20 protein-coding genes and 1 other RNA gene are annotated in these 19,287 nt (G+C 63.5%); 9 read left to right on the plus strand and 12 right to left on the minus strand.

Annotated features, from left to right (window positions below):
• On the minus strand, positions 1-555 hold the full coding sequence (locus tag ACSMEV_RS02910; protein ID WP_459207179.1) for a YecA/YgfB family protein: 555 nt from the start codon (positions 553-555) through the stop codon (positions 1-3).
• A gap of 109 nt (positions 556-664) precedes the next feature.
• Here ACSMEV_RS02910 and ACSMEV_RS02915 point away from each other — a divergent pair, with 109 nt between their 5' ends.
• The 4 genes from ACSMEV_RS02915 (at position 665) to ACSMEV_RS02930 (ending at position 2,138) form a co-directional block, all read left to right on the plus strand.
• Positions 665-919: a TIGR02449 family protein gene (locus tag ACSMEV_RS02915; RefSeq protein WP_296266785.1), complete on the plus strand. Its 255-nt coding sequence runs from the start codon at positions 665-667 to the stop codon at positions 917-919.
• Positions 916-1,233, plus strand: a complete 318-nt coding sequence (locus ACSMEV_RS02920; RefSeq protein ID WP_296266787.1) for a cell division protein ZapA — start codon at positions 916-918, stop codon at positions 1,231-1,233. The genes ACSMEV_RS02915 and ACSMEV_RS02920 overlap by 4 nt, the downstream gene beginning before the upstream one ends.
• A 17-nt stretch (positions 1,234-1,250) precedes the next feature.
• Positions 1,251-1,430, plus strand: a non-coding RNA gene (gene ssrS / locus ACSMEV_RS02925) — 6S RNA.
• 78 nt (positions 1,431-1,508) lie between these two features.
• Positions 1,509-2,138, plus strand: a complete 630-nt coding sequence (locus tag ACSMEV_RS02930) for a 5-formyltetrahydrofolate cyclo-ligase (protein WP_459207180.1) — start codon at positions 1,509-1,511, stop codon at positions 2,136-2,138.
• Here the strand turns inward: ACSMEV_RS02930 and ACSMEV_RS02935 are convergent.
• Positions 2,135-2,419 (minus strand): hypothetical protein, encoded by a 285-nt coding sequence (locus ACSMEV_RS02935; RefSeq protein WP_459208394.1) that lies wholly within the window; start codon positions 2,417-2,419, stop codon positions 2,135-2,137. The two genes, ACSMEV_RS02930 and ACSMEV_RS02935, sit on opposite strands and share 4 nt — an antisense overlap.
• 38 nt (positions 2,420-2,457) lie before the next feature.
• Here ACSMEV_RS02935 and ACSMEV_RS02940 point away from each other — a divergent pair, with 38 nt between their 5' ends.
• Positions 2,458-2,910 carry an EVE domain-containing protein gene (locus tag ACSMEV_RS02940; RefSeq protein ID WP_459207181.1) on the plus strand — a complete coding sequence of 151 codons (453 nt, stop codon included), beginning with the start codon at positions 2,458-2,460 and terminating at the stop codon, positions 2,908-2,910.
• A gap of 18 nt (positions 2,911-2,928) precedes the next feature.
• Here the strand turns inward: ACSMEV_RS02940 and ACSMEV_RS02945 are convergent, their stop codons facing one another.
• Entirely contained in the window at positions 2,929-3,336 is a 408-nt protein-coding gene (locus tag ACSMEV_RS02945; RefSeq protein ID WP_314491204.1) for a flagellar basal body-associated protein FliL, read from the minus strand.
• A 168-nt stretch (positions 3,337-3,504) separates the two neighbouring features.
• Between ACSMEV_RS02945 and ACSMEV_RS02950 the strand changes: the two genes are divergently transcribed.
• Entirely contained in the window at positions 3,505-4,497 is a 993-nt protein-coding gene (locus ACSMEV_RS02950; protein WP_459207182.1) for an NADPH:quinone oxidoreductase family protein, read from the plus strand.
• Here the strand turns inward: ACSMEV_RS02950 and ACSMEV_RS02955 are convergent.
• The 6 genes from ACSMEV_RS02955 to trxA all read right to left on the minus strand — a co-directional run bounded on the left by ACSMEV_RS02955 (position 4,488) and on the right by trxA (position 11,709).
• Positions 4,488-5,138, minus strand: a complete 651-nt coding sequence (locus tag ACSMEV_RS02955) for a gamma-glutamylcyclotransferase (RefSeq protein WP_296266797.1) — start codon at positions 5,136-5,138, stop codon at positions 4,488-4,490. The genes ACSMEV_RS02950 and ACSMEV_RS02955 overlap by 10 nt on opposite strands.
• Before the next feature lie 145 nt (positions 5,139-5,283).
• The gene (locus ACSMEV_RS02960; RefSeq protein ID WP_459207183.1) at positions 5,284-6,252 is read right to left on the minus strand and encodes a CDP-6-deoxy-delta-3,4-glucoseen reductase; all 969 of its coding nucleotides are present in this window, start codon (positions 6,250-6,252) and stop codon (positions 5,284-5,286) included.
• Positions 6,252-7,718 (minus strand): 4-hydroxy-3-polyprenylbenzoate decarboxylase, encoded by a 1,467-nt coding sequence (gene ubiD / locus ACSMEV_RS02965; RefSeq protein WP_459207184.1) that lies wholly within the window; start codon positions 7,716-7,718, stop codon positions 6,252-6,254. Before ubiD ends, ACSMEV_RS02960 begins: the two co-directional genes overlap by 1 nt.
• Positions 7,719-7,798: 80 nt before the next feature.
• On the minus strand, positions 7,799-9,754 hold the full coding sequence (locus ACSMEV_RS02970; protein ID WP_459208284.1) for an acyltransferase family protein: 1,956 nt from the start codon (positions 9,752-9,754) through the stop codon (positions 7,799-7,801).
• Between the two features lie 135 nt (positions 9,755-9,889).
• Positions 9,890-11,149, minus strand: a complete 1,260-nt coding sequence (rho, locus tag ACSMEV_RS02975; RefSeq protein WP_459207185.1) for a transcription termination factor Rho — start codon at positions 11,147-11,149, stop codon at positions 9,890-9,892.
• A 230-nt stretch (positions 11,150-11,379) separates the two neighbouring features.
• Entirely contained in the window at positions 11,380-11,709 is a 330-nt protein-coding gene (trxA, locus tag ACSMEV_RS02980) for a thioredoxin TrxA (protein ID WP_459207186.1), read from the minus strand.
• A gap of 316 nt (positions 11,710-12,025) precedes the next feature.
• On the opposite strand from trxA, the gene ppx reads away from it, so the two are divergent.
• Complete coding sequence (ppx, locus tag ACSMEV_RS02985; protein WP_459207187.1) at positions 12,026-13,528, plus strand: exopolyphosphatase; 1,503 nt, start codon at positions 12,026-12,028, stop codon at positions 13,526-13,528.
• On the opposite strand, the gene ppk1 is transcribed toward ppx, so the two are convergent.
• Positions 13,515-15,740, minus strand: a complete 2,226-nt coding sequence (gene ppk1 / locus ACSMEV_RS02990) for a polyphosphate kinase 1 (protein ID WP_459207188.1) — start codon at positions 15,738-15,740, stop codon at positions 13,515-13,517. The genes ppx and ppk1 overlap by 14 nt on opposite strands.
• Before the next feature lie 45 nt (positions 15,741-15,785).
• Positions 15,786-16,796, minus strand: coding sequence for a porphobilinogen synthase (hemB, locus tag ACSMEV_RS02995; RefSeq protein ID WP_459207189.1), 1,011 nt, complete (start codon positions 16,794-16,796; stop codon positions 15,786-15,788).
• Positions 16,797-17,004: 208 nt separating this feature from the next.
• Between hemB and ACSMEV_RS03000 the strand changes: the two genes are divergently transcribed.
• Both ACSMEV_RS03000 and elbB read left to right on the plus strand, forming a co-directional pair.
• Positions 17,005-17,652 carry a DedA family protein gene (locus ACSMEV_RS03000; RefSeq protein WP_459207190.1) on the plus strand — a complete coding sequence of 216 codons (648 nt, stop codon included), beginning with the start codon at positions 17,005-17,007 and terminating at the stop codon, positions 17,650-17,652.
• A 74-nt stretch (positions 17,653-17,726) separates the two neighbouring features.
• Entirely contained in the window at positions 17,727-18,395 is a 669-nt protein-coding gene (elbB, locus tag ACSMEV_RS03005; protein WP_459207191.1) for an isoprenoid biosynthesis glyoxalase ElbB, read from the plus strand.
• 48 nt (positions 18,396-18,443) lie between these two features.
• Here the strand turns inward: elbB and ACSMEV_RS03010 are convergent, their stop codons facing one another.
• Entirely contained in the window at positions 18,444-18,896 is a 453-nt protein-coding gene (locus ACSMEV_RS03010; RefSeq protein ID WP_459207192.1) for a YaiI/YqxD family protein, read from the minus strand.
• Positions 18,897-19,287: the final 391 nt, after the last annotated feature.

The following is a 19,287-nucleotide window of genomic DNA, read 5'->3' on the forward strand; positions in this document are numbered from 1 at the left end:
TCAGTGCAGGGCGGGCTTGGGCGTGGGCGCGGCAGGCTTGGCCAGCTCGGTGAACAGCAGCAGCGGCGCCACGCGCAGGTACTCCATGACCTCCATGTAGTCGTTCTCGCCGTCTTCGGATTCTTCCAGGGCTTCCTGCACCTGGGAAATGGCGACCAGGTCCTGCAGCACTTCCTTGGCGTCGGTGCTCAGTTCCAGACCGCCGGAATTCTGCCCAAACCCGGCAAGGAAGCCCTGGCACCATTGGCCGAGGGCGATGGCGCGGGTTTCCAGCGCGGCTTCGTCGCCGGGCAGCAACAGCACGATGGCGATGTCTTCGCCGGTCAACTCGCCCTTGACCATCTCTTGCAGGCCAAGCAAGGCGTTGCGCACGCTCTCGACGGGCTCGTTCTCGAGCAGTTGCGCGGCATCGGCCAGCCAGGCCTCGGCCTCGAACCCGGTGCCGGCGCAGCAACGCCCTAGCAGCAGGCCATGCAGCTCGGCGGGGGAAACGGGATGGCCGTTGCTCGAAAGCAGATTGGCGAAGGCGGTGTACGGCGAATTGGTATTGGGCATGGGCAACTAGGCGCCAGACGGCGCGATGTCTAGAATGGAAGGCTTGTATCCTAGCACCGGCAGGCGCGCCAAGACCATCGGCAGTGGCCGGCACGGCAGGCCCAGAGGCATGATCGTCGGGCGACTCAACAACGGAGTGAAGCGAGTGGAACCCACTCAAGAGAACGACCTGCAACGGCTGATGAGCCGCTTCGAAGTCCTGATCGACCGGGTCGAGCAACTAAAACGGCGAAATGCACTCCTAATGGCTCAGGAAAAATCCTGGCGCGAGGAACGCGCGCACCTCATCGAAAAGAACGAGATCGCCAAGCGCAAGGTCGAATCGATGATCGTGCGCCTCAAGGCCCTGGAGCAAGACTCATGAGTTCACCTAACAGCGTCACCGTGCGGATCCTCGACAAGGATTACTCCATCATCTGTCCGCCCGAGGAGCGCAACAACCTGGTCGGTGCCGCCCGCTATCTGGACGGCAAGATGCGCGAGATCCGTAGCAGCGGCAAGGTGATCGGCGCCGACCGCATCGCGGTCATGGCCGCACTGAACATCACCCACGAACTGCTGCACCGTCAGGAGTCGCCCGCGTCTGCGCCGGCCGGCACCACGCGCGAGCAGGTACGCGATCTGCTCGACCGTGTCGATCAGGCATTGTCCGACGACACGGGTACCAAAATCGACTGAGGTAGGTATACTGGCGCCACTCCCTGGTGGATGCGCCAGTCGGTTATGTCCCTGAGCCGATACGCTTAACCACGGGGGTTGCACGCTGAGGTGGGTGTGCATGTCCGCTCGACGGAAAGCCTTAACACCTCCTGCAATCTCCACCTTGAACTTTCGGGTTCAAGGGCTACACCGATAGCGGTCCTATCGGGGAGCCTGAATTCCTCCGCCCGCCTACCCCGGCGGGCGTCTCGTCTGTGCCGCCAACGCCGGCCGCTTCCGGGACCGCCAGTGCCATGACCGACACCGCGCCGCTTACCCGCCCCCAACTTCGACGTCAACTGCGCAAGGCGCGCCGCGCCCTCACTGCGGTGCAACAGCGCGACGCCGCACGCGGCCTGTACCGGCAACTGGCCCAGCACCCGCTGTTTCGCCATGCCCGACACATCGCCCTGTACCTGCCCAACGACGGCGAGATCGACCCCAGATGGCTGTTGCGCGAAGCGCACAAGCGCGGCAAACGCGTGTACCTGCCGATCCTGCACGCCTGGCCGCGCACGCACATGGTGTTCCAGCGCTTCGAAGCGGGCGAACGGTTGCGCCCCAACCGCTTCGGCATTGCGGAACCGGTGGTCAACCGCAAACGCCAACGGCCGATCTGGGCGCTGGACCTGATCTTGTTGCCCTTGGTGGGCTTCGATGAAGACGGTGGTCGACTGGGCATGGGCGGCGGCTTCTACGACCGCAGCCTGGCGTACCGGTCGCGGCGCACGACGTGGAACAAGCCGCGGCTGTTGGGCCTGGCCCATGAGTGTCAGAAGGTCGAGCGGCTACAGCAGGCCAGCTGGGACGTGCCGCTGGCAGGCACGGTGACGGACAGCGCCTGGTATCTGGCCGCTGCCAATACTTCGCAAGACCCTGCTTAGCGCGCCGTTTGCACCTGCGCTACGGGGGTTTGATAGGCTGCGTCGAGCTTGCGCTCCCACAGGCTTTGCGCATAACCGGTGGTCACGACGCCGAGGCCGAAAATGAAGACCAGGACCCACAGCAGATCCGGTTTGCGTTTGTTCATCGATTGCCCCCCAGGCAAACAGAAATGCCCTATTGCGCAACGCGTCGTCAGGGCAGCTAGCTTGAAAATCGGGCGCATTCTGCGCCAACCCGCGCCGCCAGGCAAATGCAGAAAACGACCGATGGTCGGTTTCATGAAACAGATTATTACCAGGATTGTCCGGAGCACTTCCCATGGCCCATTGGTTGATGAAATCCGAGCCCGATGAGCTCTCCATCGAAACGCTGGGCCAGTTGGGCGATGCCCGCTGGGATGGCGTGCGCAACTATCAAGCGCGCAATTTCCTAAGGGCCATGAGCCTAGGCGACACGTTCTTCTTCTACCACGCCAGTTGCCCACAACCGGGCATCGCGGGTATCGCGCAGGTCGTGTCCACGGCGTATCCCGACCCCACCGCACTGGATGCGAGCAGCCCATACCATGACCCTAAGGCCCGCGCCGAGAACAACTCCTGGAGCGCCGTGGACGTGAAGCATGTGCGCACCTTCGCCCGCGTGGTGGGCCTGGGGCTGCTCAAGCAGCAGGGCGCGCTGGCGGAACTGCCCCTGGTGCAAAAAGGCAGTCGCCTGTCGGTGATGCCGGTGAGCGAAGCCCAATGGGCGGCGGTGCTGGCCCTGGCGACCTGAGCGGGGCGGCCCAGCCGATCACTGCACGATGAGGTTGTTGAACAGCAGGTCCTCGACGATCGGCTTGCCCTCCTCGGCCTCCAGCACTTGCTGCACCTGCTTCAGGGCTTCTTGGCGCAGGTGCTCCTTGGCCTCGACGTTGCTCATGCCGTCGACCGTCTGCTGGGTGAACAGCGCTACCAACTGGTTGCGGATCAAGGGCTCGTGCAGCTTGACCGCCGCTGCGGCCTCGGCACCGGTCACGCGCAGGGCCACGTCGGCCTTGTAGACATGCAGCTTGGCGCTGCCATCTAGCGCGTAGTTACCCACGAAAGGCGGTGTCAGGCTGTAGTAGGCCACTTTCGCCTCGCCTTCCTTGGCCTCTTCCTCGGCCAGGGCCGCTACGGGCAGCATCAGGGCCAATACCATCAAGATCCACGCTTTCACCAGTTCCGCTCCTTCCTAAAGATGACCGCCAGCTTAACCAGCGGGCCAAGCAAACCCAAGCACACCCGAGACCGGGCTTATGCGGTGCCATCAGCTGCGGCCATGCTCGTTGACCGGGCTTGAAGCATTCCTACACTTATCGGCCACGACCCGCAAAGGAAGAGTCCGATGAAAGCGCTGAGATGCAAAGCCCTGGGGCCGGCCAGCCAACTGGTGCTCGAAGACGTCGCCAAGCCAGACCTCGGGCCGGGCCAGGTGTTGCTGCGGGTACATGCGGCCGGGGCCAACTTTCCCGATACGCTCATCATCAGAGGCCGCTACCAATTCCAACCCCCGCTGCCCTTCTCGCCCGGTGGCGAAGCGGCAGGCGTAGTGGCCGCGGTCGGCGAGCAGGTCGAAGGCTTCAAGGTCGGCGACCGGGTCATGGCACTAACCGGCTGGGGCAGTTTTGCCGAGTACGTGGCGGTCGACCAGCATCAGGTGCTGCCGATGCCAGCCACCATGGATTTCACCACCGCCGCCGGTTTCGCCATGACCTACGGCACCGCCCTGCACGCGCTGACCCAGCGCGGCCGCCTGCAACCCGAAGAAACCCTGCTGGTACTGGGCGCTTCAGGCGGCGTGGGCCTGGCGGCGGTGGAAATCGGCAAGGCCTTGGGCGCGCGCGTCATCGCTGCCGCCAGCCATCCGGACAAATTGGCCGTGGCCCGGCAGGCTGGGGCCGACGAAGCGATCGACTACAGCCAGGCCAGCTTGAAGGACGAGATCAAGCGCCTGACCGCCGGCCGAGGCGTGGACGTGGTGTTCGACCCGGTCGGCGGCGCGCTGACCGAGCAGGCCCTGCGCGGCCTCGCCTGGGACGGTCGCTTGCTGGTGGTCGGTTTTGCCAGCGGCGAGATCGCCCAGCTCGCCGCCAACCTGACCTTGCTCAAGGGCGCTGCGGTCGTCGGCGTATTCTGGGGCGCCTTCGCCCAACGCCAACCGCAAGCCAACGCCGCCAACTTCCAGCGCCTGTTCGCCTGGCACGCCACCGGCCAGCTCAAGCCCCTGGTATCGCAGACCTACACCTTGGCCAACGCAGGGCAGGCCATCGAGCGGCTGGCCCAGCGTCAGGCCATGGGCAAACTGGTGGTGCAGGTAGTCGCAGACGCTCAGGCCTGACGCAGCGTATGACAGCGCTTGAAACGCGCCTCCAGGTTGCGGTCGGGCATCTGATGCGTGCGCAGCGCTTGCAGCGTCTGCTCGACGTAATCGCGGGTCGTGCCGAAATGCCCTTTGGCACAGGCGAGGATTTCCCCGAGCAAAGTATCGGGCAAGTTACCGGCGTAGCACGGCAGATGCCGCTCCAGCACGAAGCCCAGCGCTTGTACCCGGCTGCCGTCGGCCAGCCGGCAGTTGAGCCAATGCGGCCGGTAGGCCGGGAATGGCATCTCGCGCCGCCAGAGCGCCAACAAGGAGTCGTGCAGGTCGACGTCGTCCAGCCGATAGGCGAAACCGCTGCACGAACCGCCGCGGTCCAGGCCGAACACCAACCCTGGCGTCTGCGGCGTACCGCGGTGCGCGTGGGACCACAGATACAAGCCGCGGTGATAACCATGCACCCGCGCCCGCTGGCGCTCCAGCGCATGGCATTCGGGCCGCCAGATCAACGAGCCGTAGGCGAACAACCAGACCGGCCCGCCGGCATGGCGCGCCATGGTGGTCGTCATCGAGTGGAGCAACTGCTCTTCGGTCAGTTGTTGACCGAAATCGAGCCGCGGAGGGTAAGAAACTTGCCAAGGACCGGATTCGATTGCCGACATGGTACGCCGCCACTGTTTCCCAGAAACCACAGAAGGTTCCAACTCTAACGCAGTGATGCCTTGGCAGATTCGCCGTTAGGCAGAAAGTCGGAACTTTCATCGAAAACGAGGATATGCCTCGCTTTCGATCGGGCGAAAAGTGGCCTCAGCCGCGCGGCGCGTAGGCGAATACATCGGCGCGCATCTGGTGCGCGTCCATTCCCGCTTCGACCAAGGCATCGAGGGTGGCGTAGACCATGTTGGGCGACCCGCTGGCGTAGACGTGCACGCCGCCGAGGTCGGCGATGTCTTCGCACACTGCCGTGTGCAGCAGCCCGCAGCGCCCCTCCCAACCACACACGTCGCTGACCACCTTGTGCAGGAACAGGTTGGGCCGCTGTGCCCACTCGTGCCAATGCTCGATGTGGTAGAAATCTTCGGGCTGGCGTACGCCCCAATACAGATGCACCGGGTGCTTGAAGTCCTGCGCCCGGCAATGCTCGAGCAGGCTGTGCATCTGCGCCATGCCGGTGCCGGCGGCGATCAGCACCAGCGGCCCGTCGGGCAGTTCGGCCAGGTGCGCATCGCCGAACGGCATCTCGATGCGCGCCAGACGCTCGCGCCTGAGCTGTTCGATCAGTGCTTTGGCGCCTGCTTCACGGGCCAGGATGTGCAGTTCGAGGTCGCGCCCGCCATGGGGCGCGGACGCCAGGGAAAATGCGGCCTTGCTCGCTCCCTCGCGCTCGATCATCAGGTACTGCCCGGCGTGGTAACGCACGGCTTTGCCGGCAGGGCCACGCAGGCGCACACGCCACACGTCGCCGCCGACCTCCAGGCATTCGCTGAGGGTGCAGGTCAGTGTGCGCACCGGCAGCTCGCCCAAGGCCAGCACCCCATCCCACAGCAACACGCAATCTTCGAGCGGCTGCGCGATGCAGGTGAACAGCTCGCCGTGGTCGCGAACTTCGCCGTCCTGGCGCACCCGCCCCTCCACCAGCAAGGCCGCGCAGACGTGGCAGTTGCCGTTGCGGCAGCTGCTCGGGCAGTCGTAGCCCAAGCGCCGCGCCGCCTCCAGAATCCGTTCTCCGGGCTCGAGCCGAAGCACGGCCCCGGATGGCTGCAAGGTCACCTGCATCAATCTATTCCCAACTGGTCCCACAGCTCATCGATACGCCGGGTGACGGCCTCATCCTTGACGATGGCGCGCCCCCACTCGCGCGTGGTTTCGCCCGGCCACTTGTGTGTGGCGTCCAGGCCCATCTTCGACCCCAGCCCCGACACCGGCGACGCGAAGTCGAGGTAGTCGATGGGAGTGTTGTCGATCAGCACCGTATCACGCTTGGGGTCCATGCGTGTGGTGACGGCCCAGATCACATCGTTCCAGTCGCGGGCGTTGATGTCGTCGTCGGTGACGATGACGAACTTGGTGTACATGAACTGCCGCAGGAACGACCACACCCCCAGCATCACGCGCTTGGCGTGCCCCGGATACTGCTTCTTGATGGTCACCACCGCCATGCGGTACGAGCACCCTTCCGGCGGCAGGTAGAAGTCGACGATTTCCGGGAACTGCTTTTGCAAGATCGGTACGAACACTTCGTTGAGCGCCACGCCGAGGATCGCCGGCTCGTCAGGGGGCCGGCCGGTGTAGGTGCTGTGGTAGATCGGGTTGCGGCGATGGGTGATGCGCTCGACGGTGAACACCGGGAAGCTGTCCACTTCGTTGTAGTAGCCGGTGTGGTCGCCATATGGCCCTTCGGGCGCCATCTCGCCGGGGTGGATCACGCCTTCGAGAATGATTTCCGCCGTAGCCGGCACTTGCAGGCCGTTGCCTCGGCACTTGACCAGCTCGGTGCGGTTGCCGCGCAGCAGGCCGGCGAAGGCGTATTCGGACAGGCTGTCGGGGACCGGCGTGACCGCGCCCAGGATAGTCGCAGGGTCGGCGCCCAGTGCCACGGCCACGGGGAAGGGTTCGCCCGGGTGCTTCTCGCACCAGTCGCGGTAGTCCAGGGCGCCGCCGCGGTGGCTCAGCCAGCGCATGATGACCTTGTTGCGACCGATCACCTGCTGGCGGTAGATGCCCAGGTTCTGGCGCTCCTTGTTCGGCCCCTTGGTGACCGTCAGGCCCCAGGTGATCAAGGGCGCGACGTCGCCCGGCCAGCAGTGCTGGATCGGCAACTGGCTGAGGTCGACGTCGTCGCCTTCGACAACGATCTCCTGGCACACCGCATCCTTGGTCACCTTGGGCGCCATGGAAATGATCTTCTTGAAGATCGGCAGCTTGGACCACGCGTCACGTAGCCCCTTGGGCGGCTCGGGCTCCTTGAGGAACGCCAGCAGCTTGCCGATCTCGCGCAACTCGCTCACCGATTCGGCGCCCATGCCCATGGCGACCCGCTCGGGCGTGCCGAACAGGTTACCCAGCACCGGGATGTCGAAACCGGTGGGCTTCTCGAAGAGCAACGCCGGCCCTTTCGCGCGCAAGGTGCGGTCGCAGACCTCGGTCATTTCGAGCACCGGCGAGATGGGCACCTGAATGCGTTTCAACTCTCCGCGCTGCTCAAGCTGCTGCACGAAATCCCGAAGATCCTTGAATTTCATCGACCATGCCAGTTAGAAAATAGGCGTACATCCTACCCGCTCTGACGGGCAAACAGCAGCCCGTCAGCGCCTGGCATCGCTCAGTTGTGGTTTGTGCCCAGCAACATGGGTGCAAACAGTGGCCCGAGCCTTGCGCTCCCCGCATCGGACAAGTGATCTTCGTCTTTGTACTGCGAAGCCCCGTCGACCTCGATGTTGCACACACCATCGATGCACATCATCGGCGTCGGATCGATGACGTGGACGCCCGGATCGGCTTCGCTCATGGACGCGAACAAGCCGCCGAGGAAGCGCTGCCGCGCCAGATGCTCCTGAAGCGGGCGCCCCAAGCCGTCGGCCGAACGCCCCACCCGCGCCAGACTGGTCAGACGGTTGATGCTGCCCTTGCGCTGCAGCGGCACCTCCTTGAACAGCCAGACCTGCACCCCAGCTGCTCGCAATGCGGCCACGCGCGCCTTGATGGCGGCGGCCATGCGCTGCTCCGCCTGGGCGGTATCGTCTTGGGCATTGAGCAAGACCTTCTTGTCGCCGTCTTCACGCCCGTAGACGTACAAACTCCAGTTGGACGCCAACACCACGTCCTTGATGCCGAGGCCAAGCACCTTGTCCATGGTTTGCTGGTTGAAGTCCTTGCAACGCTGACGGGGCTCATCGCCCAGAATCGGTGGGCAGGCGCTCATGCTGAACAGCCATACCGACTGCCCTCTATCGCGGACATTGCGCTCGATGGCCGGCATCAACGCCGCGGTATGGCTGTCACCCCAAAACGCCTGGGTCGGCGGCTTGGCCTGTTCTCCGCCAACCAGGCACGCTTTGTCTATCGACTTGTCCTGCGTCACCACCATGCATTTCATCTGCCCGGCTCGCCATTCTCGGGCCTGCGCGTACTCCAGCGCCTTGCCGCTCAGACGGCTCGGCACGCCGTCGGCAGAGCGAATCGCCGAGCCGATCGCCACCAATGCGACGATGACCGCCAAGCCGCCGGCCAATATGGACCTACGCCCTGCCAGCAGTCGTTTTTCTCGAAACGGTAACTCGACATAGCGCAGGCTCAGCCAGGCCAGGCCGAGTGCCAGGCCCATCCAGCCCAAGGCCTCGAGCGGCTGGATTCCGTCGGTGGAAACGGCATTGGCATACACATAGACCGGCCAGTGCCACAGGTACAGCGAATAGGAGAGCAACCCCACCCAGACCAGCGGCCGCAAGCTCAGCAGCCGCGCCGCAGGACCTGGGCCCTGCGCGCCGGACCAGATCAGTGCGGCGGTGCCCAAAACCGGCAGCAGGGCTGCCCAACCGGGAAACACCGTAGACCGATCGAACGTGAACACAGCCACGAGGACCGCCAGCATGCCGACAAGCCCGACCACTTGATGGACCCAAGAGCGCACGGCCTGCCTGGGCGCAGGCAACACTGCGAGCATGGCTCCGCAAAGCAGTTCCCAGGCACGGGTGGGCAATGAGAAGAAGGTGAAGGCCGGCTTGTGCTCGATACACGCGATGTTCAGACCGAACGACACCAGCAACAAGCCCAGCAACATCCAGCGCCAGTGCCTGAAAAAGCGCACCATCACCACCATGATCAGCGGAAAGAAGATGTAGTACTGCTCCTCGACCGCCAGCGACCAGGTATGCAGCAATGGTTTGAGATCCGAGGCGGGCTCGAAGTAGCCGTGTTCGCGCATGAACAGGATGTTGGCGATGAACAGCGACTGATACCGCACGGTGCGACCCAGCTCGGAGAAATCCTTCGCGGTCAGCAACAGCCAACCCATCGCCAGGGTCGCCAGAACGACCACGCTCAGGGCTGGAATGATGCGGCGCGCGCGACGTGCCCAGAAGTCGACGAAACTGAAGCGCCCTGCGCTGATCTCGCGCAGCAGGATCGAGGTGATCAGAAACCCCGAGATGACGAAGAACACATCCACGCCGACGAAACCGCCGCTGAATGCATCGAATCCAAAATGAAACAATACGACGGGGATCACCGCCAGCGCCCGTAATCCATCGATATCGCGGCGATTGCCAAACGTGTGCATGAAGAACCTTACCAGTCTGCGAAACAGCGTTCCTTGGAGGCGCGACGTTATCAGCCGCACCCACATCCATCCAGATGCAAACAATACGGGACAAAAAAAAGCGCCCTGGCGGGCGCTTTCTTCAAACGGCAAGTGTCACTTGCGTTTCATCGACAGGAAGAACTCGTCGTTGGTCTTGGTCTGCTTGAGCTTGTCGGTCAAGAACTCGATGGCGGCGATTTCATCCATCGGGTGCAGCAGCTTGCGCAGGATCCACATGCGCTGCAGCTCGTCGTCGGCGGTCAGCAGCTCTTCGCGGCGGGTACCGGAGCGATTGATGTTGATGGCCGGGAACACGCGCTTCTCAGCGATGCGACGGTCCAGGGGCAGCTCCATGTTGCCGGTACCCTTGAACTCTTCGTAGATCACTTCATCCATCTTCGAGCCGGTCTCGACCAGCGCGGTGGCGATGATGGTCAGCGAACCGCCTTCCTCGATGTTGCGCGCGGCGCCGAAGAAACGCTTGGGCTTCTCCAGGGCATGGGCGTCGACACCACCGGTGAGGACTTTGCCGGAGCTCGGGATCACGGTGTTGTAGGCACGCGCCAGACGGGTGATGGAGTCGAGCAGGATGACCACGTCCTTCTTGTGCTCGACCAGGCGCTTGGCCTTCTCGATGACCATTTCGGCGACCTGCACGTGACGGGTCGGCGGCTCGTCGAAGGTGGAAGCGACCACTTCGCCGCGCACGGTACGCTGCATTTCAGTCACTTCTTCCGGGCGCTCGTCGATCAGCAGGACGATCAGGTGGCACTCGGGGTTGTTGCGGGTGATGTTGGCCGCAATGTTCTGCAGCATGATGGTCTTACCGGCCTTGGGCGGTGCGACAATCAGGCCGCGCTGGCCTTTGCCGATCGGTGCGCAGAGGTCGATCACGCGGCCGGTCAGGTCCTCGGTGGAACCGTTGCCGGCTTCCATCTTCAGGCGTTTGTTCGGGAACAGAGGAGTCAGGTTCTCGAACAGAATCTTGTTCTTGGCGTTTTCCGGGCGGTCGAAGTTGATGGTATCGACCTTCAGCAACGCGAAGTAACGCTCACCTTCCTTCGGCGGGCGAATCTTGCCCACGATGGTGTCACCGGTGCGCAAGTTGAAGCGACGGATCTGGCTCGGCGAGACATAGATGTCGTCGGGGCCGGCCAGGTACGAAGCGTCTGCCGAACGCAGGAAACCGAATCCATCCTGGAGAATCTCCAGCACGCCGTCACCCGAGATCTCTTCGCCGCTTTTCGCGTGTTTTTTCAGCAGGGAGAAGATCACGTCCTGCTTGCGCGAACGGGCCATGTTTTCGATGCCCATCTGCTCGGCCATTTCCAGCAGATCGGTAATCGGCTTTTGCTTGAGTTCTGTCAGATTCATAGAGGGAGTGACGTAATCATGTAAGAAGGGGGGAATTAAGCTTCTGGCTTAATGAAGCCGCGCCGCAAGATTGGCGACAGGATCGCGTACTGATTCGAATTGGGAGTGCGTCGGCGACGGCGTGCAGGGGGCACTGGAGAAGCAGTGCGAGGCCGAATGTAACACTTGCTTTTTTCGGCGTCTAGGGGACGGAAAAAGAAAAGCCCCGGGATTCCGGGGCTCTCATTGCATCACAGATTGGCGTCGAGGAAGGCTGTCAGCTGCGATTTGGACAGGGCACCGACCTTTGTCGCTTCGACGCTGCCGTTCTTGAACAGCATCAGGGTCGGGATGCCGCGCACGCCGTGTTTGGCCGGGGTGTCGGAGTTTTCGTCGATGTTCAGCTTGGCGACGACCAGCTTGCCTTCATAGGTGCCGGCGATGTCGTCCAGTACCGGCGCGATCATCTTGCAGGGACCGCACCATTCGGCCCAGTAGTCGACCAGCACCGGCGTTTCGGACTTCAGGACTTCGGCCTCGAACGTGGCGTCGGTGACGTGTTTGATAAGATCGCTGCTCATGGATATCTCCAGGTCATAAGGCAAAATCGTGGTCCATCATAGCTGGCCCCACGTTTTACCGGAAGTAACGTCCGATTGACTGTGGCTATCGCAGCGCAAGACCGGACGAATCAAGCGCCCGTGCAGTTGTCATAGCCTAGACTCCGTGTTCTTTCGCCCGGACGAATGAGCTTATGCGCTCGCCGGCGGACACGGCACCGAACAGCGTGCAGGCCCGCGTGCGCTTGTCCTGCATCAAGACCGCGTGCACGGCGCGTTGGCGAAGGCCGACGATCGTGGCACGATTGCCGAGTTATCGACCGAGAATTCCCAGATCATGCCGCATAAAAACGCGAAGAGCTTGTCGTTGATCGCCGCCATCGACCTCGGCTCCAACAGTTTCCACATGGTAGTGGCCAAAGCGCACCATACCGAGATCCGCATTCTCGAACGCCTGGGTGAAAAGGTGCAGCTCGCCGCCGGCATCAGCGAAGAGCGTCTGCTCAGCGAAGAGGCCATGGAACGCGGCCTGGAGTGCCTTAAGCGTTTCGCCCAGCTGATCCACGGCATGCCGCCGGGATCGGTGCGCATCGTCGGCACCAACGCCTTGCGCGAAGCGCGCAACCGGGCGGTGTTCATCCAGCGCGCCGAAGCCATCCTCGGTCATCCGGTGGAAGTGATCTCCGGTCGCGAAGAGGCGCGCCTCATCTATCTGGGTGTGTCCCACACCCTGGCCGACACCCCCGGCAAGCGCCTGGTCGCCGACATTGGCGGCGGCAGCACCGAATTCATCATCGGCCAGCGTTTCGAGCCGCTACTGCGCGAAAGCCTGCAGATGGGCTGCGTGAGCTTCACCCAGCGCTATTTCCGCGACGGCAAGATCACCCCGGCGCGCTATGCACAGGCCTACACCGCCGCGCGTCTGGAGCTGATGAGCATCGAGAACGCCTTGCACCGCCTGACCTGGGACGAAGCCATCGGCTCGTCGGGCACCATCCGCGCCATCGCTACGGCCATCAAGGCCGCCGGGCAAGGCAGCGGCGAAGTCAACGCCGACGGCCTGGCCTGGCTCAAGCGCAAACTGTTCAAGCTCGGCGAAACCGACAAGATCGACTTCGACGGCGTTAAACCCGACCGCCGCACGATCTTCCCGGCGGGCCTGGCGATTCTCGAAGCGATCTTCGACGCCCTGGAACTGGCGCGCATGGAGCACTGCGACGGCGCCCTGCGCGAAGGCGTGCTGTTCGACCTGCTAGGGCGTCACCACCACGAGGACGTACGCGAACGCACCCTCAATTCGTTGATGGAGCGCTACCACGTCGACCAGGACCAGGCGGCGCGCGTCGAGCGCAAAGCGCTGCACGCCTTCGACCAGGTCGCCGGCGCGTGGGGGCTGGAAGACGGCAACTGGCGCGACCTGCTCGGCTGGGCGGCGAAAGTGCACGAGGTGGGCTTGGACATCGCCCACTACCACTACCACAAGCACGGCGCCTATCTGATCGAGCACTCGGACCTGGCCGGTTTCTCCCGCGAAGACCAGCAGATGCTGGCCCTGCTGGTGCGCGGCCATCGGCGCAACATCCCCAAGGACCGCTTTGCCGATTTCGGCGATGACAGCCTGCAATTGATTCGCCTGTGCGTGCTGCTGCGCTTCGCCATCCTGTTCCACCACATCCGTGGTACGCAGCAGATGCCGACCGTCACGCTCCAGGCCGGCGAGCGCAGCCTGGAAGTGATCTTCCCGGAAGGCTGGCTGGAACAGCACCCGCTGACCCAGGCCGACTTCGCCAACGAGGCGCAGTGGCTGACCCGGGTCGGCTTCGACCTCAGCGTACGTTGAGCACCGGGTTGCTCAGGCGCTCCAGCAGGGTCGCCTGGGCATTGCGCGAGTTCTGGTTGCCGGTCGGCGTGCTGCGCACGTAGCGCCCGTCGGGCTGCAAGGTCCAGGCGTGAGTGTTGTCGGTCAGGTAGCTTTCCAGCTCCTTCTTCACCCGCAGCAGCAGCTTCTTGCCCTCCACCGGGAAGCAGGTCTCGACGCGCTTGTCGAGGTTGCGCTCCATCCAGTCGGCGCTGGACAGGTAGATCTGCTCTTCCCCGCCATTGAGGAAGTAGAACACCCGCGTGTGCTCCAGGAAGCGGCCGATGATCGAGCGTACGTGGATGTTGTGCGACACCCCCGGAATGCCTGGCCGCAGACAGCACATGCCGCGCACCACCAGGTCGATGCGCACACCGGACTGGCTGGCCTTGTACAACGCCTTGATGACTTTGGCGTCGGTCAGGGAGTTGAACTTGGCGATGATGTGCGCCGGTTTGCCGTCCAGGGCGAACTGGGTTTCCCGGGCGATCATGTCGAGCATGCCCTTCTTCAGGGTGAAGGGCGCGTGCAGGAGCTTCTTCATGCGCAGCGTCTTGCCCATGCCGATCAACTGGCTGAACAGCTTGCCGACGTCTTCGGTCAGCGCCGCATCGGAGGTGAGCATGCTGTAGTCGGTGTACAGGCGGGCGTTGCCGGCATGGTAATTGCCGGTGCCCAGGTGCGCGTAACGGACGATGTCGCCCTGCTCGCGACGCAAGATCAGCATCATCTTGGCGTGGGTCTTGAAACCGACCACGCCATAGATCACCACCGCACCGGCCGCTTGCAGACGGCTGGCCATCTGCAGGTTGGACTCTTCGTCGAAGCGCGCGCGCAGCTCGATCACCGCCGTGACTTCCTTACCGTTGCGCGCGGCATCGACCAAGGCGTCGACGATTTCCGAGTTGGCGCCGCTGCGGTACAGGGTCTGGCGCACCGCCAGCACGTGCGGGTCTTTAGCGGCCTGGCGCAGCAGGTCGACCACCGGGGTGAAGGATTCGAACGGGTGCATCAGCAGCACGTCCTGCTTGCTGATGACGCTGAAGATGTTGTCGGCGTTCTGCAGGATCTTCGGAATCGCCGGGGTGAACGGTGTGTATTGCAGCTCCGGGTGGCTGTCCAGCCCGGTAATGCTGAACAGGCGGGTCAGGTTGACCGGGCCGTTGACCTGGTACAGCTCGCTTTCGCTGAGGTTGAATTGCTTGAGCAGGTAATCGGACAGGTGTTTGGGGCAGGTGTCGGCCACTTCCAGACGCACCGCATCGCCGTAGCGACGCGAGAACAGCTCGCCGCGCAGGGCACGGGCCAGGTCGTCGACGTCTTCGGAGTCCAGCGCCAGGTCGGCGTTGCGGGTCAGGCGGAACTGGTAGCAGCCCTTGACCTTCATGCCCTGGAACAGGTCGTCGGCGTGGGCGTGGATCATCGACGACAGGAACACATGGTTGGCGCCTGGACCGCCAACGTCCTCCGGCACGCGGATCACCCGCGGCAGCAGGCGCGGCGCCGGAATGATCGCCAGGCCCGAGTCGCGCCCGAAGGCATCTACCCCCTCCAGCTCGACGATGAAGTTCAGGCTTTTATTCACCAGCAGCGGGAAGGGGTGGGTCGGGTCCAGGCCGATGGGGGTGATGATCGGCGCGATCTCGTCGCGGAAGTAGCGGCGCACCCAGCTTTTCAGCTTGGGCGTCCAGTAGCGCCGGCGGATGAAGCGGATCTGATGCTTCTCCAACTCCGGCAGCAGCACGTCGTTGAGGATGGCGTACTGCCGATCCACTTCGAAGTGCACCAGCTCGCTGATGCGCGCCAGGGCCTGATGCGGTTGCAGGCCGTCGGCGCCGGCCAGCTCACGGGCGAAGGTGATCTGCTTCTTAAGGCCCGCCACGCGAATCTCGAAGAATTCGTCGAGGTTGCTGGAGAAGATCAACAGGAACTTGAGGCGTTCGAGCAGCGGGTAGCTTTCGTCCAGCGCCTGCTCCAGCACGCGGATGTTGAACTGCAGCTGCGAGAGCTCGCGATGAATGTACAGGCTGCTGTCGTCCAGGCTCGGCACGCTGATCACCGGCGCAGGCGCCGTTGCGGCGGCCTCCACGACCGGCTCGGGGGCCGGCGTCAGGTCCGGTGGGGTCTGCGTGAGCTCTTCGGGAACGGCTCGCGCGCCTTTGGATTCGACCATGCTTGGCACTTCATTATTCATCGGTAGTTCCTGTGAGACGGCCCGTGGGGTCGCGCCGGTGCGGGCTTACTGCCCTCTGAGCAATTGCGCCGCACGCACGGCAAAGTAGGTCAGGATGCCATCGGCCCCTGCGCGTTTGAAAGCGGTCAGCGACTCGAGAATCACCGCCTCGCTGAGCCAGCCGTTGTCGATGGCGCCCTTGTGCATGGCGTACTCGCCGCTGACCTGGTAGACGAAGGTCGGCACCTTGAACTCGGTCTTGACCCGATGGACGATGTCCAGGTACGGCATACCCGGTTTGACCATGACCATGTCGGCGCCTTCGGCCAGGTCCGTGGCCACTTCGTGCAGGGCCTCGTCGCTGTTGGCCGGGTCCATCTGGTACGAAGCCTTGTTGGCCTTGCCCAGGTTCAGCGCCGAGCCGACCGCGTCGCGGAACGGGCCGTAATAGGCGCTGGCGTACTTGGCCGAGTAGGCCATGATGCGCACGTTGACGTGGCCGGCCACTTCCAGGGCTTCGCGGATCGCGCCCAGGCGGCCGTCCATCATGTCCGAGGGCGCCACCACCTGCGCGCCGGCTTCGGCATGGGACAGCGCCTGGCGCACCAGGGCGTCGACGGTGATGTCGTTCTGCACGTAGCCGTCTTCGTCGAGAATGCCGTCCTGGCCATGGGTGGTGAACGGGTCCAGCGCCACGTCGGTGATCACACCCAGTTCGGGGAAGCGCTCACGCAGTGCGCGGGTGGCACGTTGGGCGATGCCGTCCGGGTTCCAGGCTTCGGCGCCGTCGAGCGATTTCTTTTCCGTCGGCGTGACGGGGAACAGCGCCAGGGCCGGGATGCCCAGTTCCACCCACTCCTGCGCGGCTTCGAGCAGCAGGTCGATGGACAGACGCTCGACGCCCGGCATGGAGGCGATGCTTTCGCGGCGGTTTTCGCCGTCGAGCACGAACACCGGCAGAATCAGGTCATCGACGGTCAGGACGTTTTCGCGCATCAAGCGGCGGGAGAATTCATCCCGACGGTTACGGCGCAAACGGGTGGCAGGAAACATACGGTTGGCGGGGGTAAAGCTCACGGCAGACTCCTGAGCCCGCACAAGCGGGCGGCGCGACAGTTATAGGCGGCCATTATGACCCCTGCATGACAGGGAAGGACAACCCTGCGACTTGTGGACGCATGCCGCAAGCGTGTAGGAAATGTTCACGTCAGGACACATTTGGACACTTTCCCCCACGCCCACTAAGGGGTAGGCTGCGCGTTCATTTCGCCAGCACCCCCACGCCATGCTTCAACAATTCCTGCACGATTTTGGCTACTTTGCCCTATTTCTCGGCACGTTTTTTGAAGGCGAGACCATTCTGGTGCTTGCGGGATTCCTTGCGTTCCGCGGTTACATGGACATCAGCTGGGTAGTGGTGGTTGCGTTCTTCGGCAGCTACGCCGGCGACCAATTGTGGTACTTCATGGGCCGTCGCCACGGCCGTGCCATCCTGGCGCGCAGGCCACGCTGGCAGGCCATGGGCGACAAGGCGCTGGACCACATCCGCCGCCACCCCGACATCTGGGTGCTGAGTTTCCGCTTCGTCTACGGCCTGCGCACGGTCATGCCGGTGGCTATCGGCCTGTCGGGCTATCCGCCGCGCCGCTACCTGCTGCTCAACGGCATCGGCGCCGCAGTGTGGGCGCTGGCGCTGGGCGCGGCGGCCTACCATTTCGGCGCCATTCTCGAAGGCCTGCTGGGCAACGTGAAGAAGTACGAGCTGTGGGTGCTCGGCACCCTGCTGGTGCTGGGCCTGGGGCTGTGGATACGTCGTTACGTACGTAACCAGCGGGCCGAGCGCGCCGAACGCGCCGCTGCGGCCCTCGCGGCCCAGGCCGAAGACACCCGCCCCAAGCGCCCCGACGCGGATGCCGAGCACGAGCAGCGCTGAGCGCGTGACTGAACACCTTTAGGCGTTTGCGTTCCAACGGGATACAGTCAGCGGCCCGTCCCGGAGATAAAAACATGAGCAAAAAAGTTGCGGTGATCCTGTCCGGCTGTGGCGTCTACGACGGCGCCGAAATCCAGGAGAGCGTCATCACCCTGCTGCGCCTCGACCAACGCGGCGCCCAAGTGCAGTGCTTCGCGCCGAACGTGGCGCAGATGCACGTGATCGACCACCTCACCGGTGAAGAAATGGCCGAAACCCGCAACGTATTGGTGGAGTCGGCGCGCATCGCCCGTGGCGAGGTCAAGGACCTGCGCGATGCCAAGGTGGAAGACTTCGACGCATTGATCGTGCCCGGCGGTTTCGGCGCGGCGAAGAACCTGTCGGACTTCGCCGTGAAGGGCACCGAGTGCACCGTCCACCCCGACGTGCTGCACGTCGCCGAGGCGTTCGCTGCGGCGAACAAACCGGTAGGGCTGATCTGCATCTCACCTGCCCTGGCCGCCAAGATCTACGGGCCTGGTGTGGTGTGCACCATCGGCAACGACCCTGGCACCAGCGAAGCCGTGGTGAAGATGGGCGGCACTCATGAAGAGTGCGACGTGCACGATATCGTCGAAGACGTGCAGCGTAAGTTGGTGACTACGCCGGCTTACATGGTCGCCACCAACATCAGCGATGCGGCCAGCGGCATCTATAAGTTGGTAGACCGGGTGCTGGAAATCACCCATGAAGGCGATCAGTAACGCCTTCTCTCCGGCAGATCTATTGCCTCTTTGCGGGCCTAGGCCCGCTCAGCCTTTGGTGAGACGCGTGAGCAACCGGTCCAGGGCATTGGCAAAGGCCTGTTTGTCGCGCTCGCCATAAGGCGCCTGCCCTCCCCCCACCTGACCCAGCTCGCGCAGCTCAGTGAACAGGTTACGTGCCGCCAGGCGGTCGCCCATGTTGCGCTCGTCGAACTCGCGGCCCCGTGGGTCGAGTGCCGCTACGCCCTTTTTGACCAAACGGTCGGCCAACGGCACGTCGCTGCAGATCACCAATTCGCCGGGTTCGGCATGTTCCACCAGGTAATCGTCGGCCGCATCCGGGCCGCTGGGCACCACGATCAGTTGCACGATGGCGAATGCGGGCTTGGCAACCGCCTGGCCGGCCACCATGACCACCTGCAGCTGACGCTTGAGGGCGAACTTGACCACCAGGTCGCGGGCGGGACGAGGGCAGGCGTCGGCGTCGATCCAGATGCGCATGGGGCGTTTCTTCTTTTTTGAGTGAATGGGATGGGCATTATGGCGCTTTACCGTTTGATCGCATCGCACTGCTCACCTGCATCTACACGAGGGTCATGGATGTTCGCAGTGCAACATTCAGGAAGCTCGTCAGGTGCCAGCGCTCACAAATCGCCCGGGCCAGCGGTCTGTCAGTAGCAACGATCAGGCGCTACTCGAACGCTTGGTCCGGCGACAAGGAGGATCAGGGCTTTCAAACCATAATCGTCTAAGCTTGGAGCGGCGGCGGGTTTGCTCGGTAAGGAAAAGCGCTTATTCGATGCTCGCTCAGCGCAATGACCCGTCTTAGCACGCAATCTTCCTTGACTAGTAATTTTGCCAGTTGATCACTCGAGTGTTGGAACTCACACTC

The sequence above is a fragment of the Pseudomonas sp. MLB6B genome, assembly GCF_054508135.1.